Genomic DNA, 277 nt, shown 5'->3' with positions numbered 1-277 from the left:
GCACCCCAGCCTAGACTTTCATCATAGGTCTTGGGGCATACCATAAACTGCCTAATCTTCATAGTGGCAGCCATTGAATTAGCAGCGAACAGCAATTCTCCACTCGGGAGGATAGACATAAGCTGTTCTCTAAGCTCGTCATGGATCTTCTGCTGCCAGGGTTCCATTTCCACTTCAAGGGCGGAACGCGTCTTCTGTGGGTAATCCTTCAGATCCTTGCGGCGGTGAAATACCACGGGACTGACAGCTCTGCGCCATCCATTAACATTCTTAACCC

The 277-nt window shown here is 50.2% G+C and carries 1 protein-coding gene; it reads right to left on the bottom strand.

Annotated elements, in window-relative coordinates; genetic code table 11:
* Nucleotides 1-277 (bottom strand): hypothetical protein (locus VJI94_RS08285; RefSeq protein ID WP_324009012.1); only part of this gene is annotated, 277 nt, incomplete at both ends.

Origin of the sequence: Parvimonas sp. D9, from assembly GCF_035282565.1 — a bacterium.
Taxonomy (GTDB): Bacteria; Bacillota; Clostridia; order Tissierellales; family Peptoniphilaceae; genus Parvimonas; species Parvimonas micra.
The sequence above is the reverse complement of the archived record's forward strand: the minus strand, read 5'-3'. Positions and strand labels throughout refer to the sequence as shown.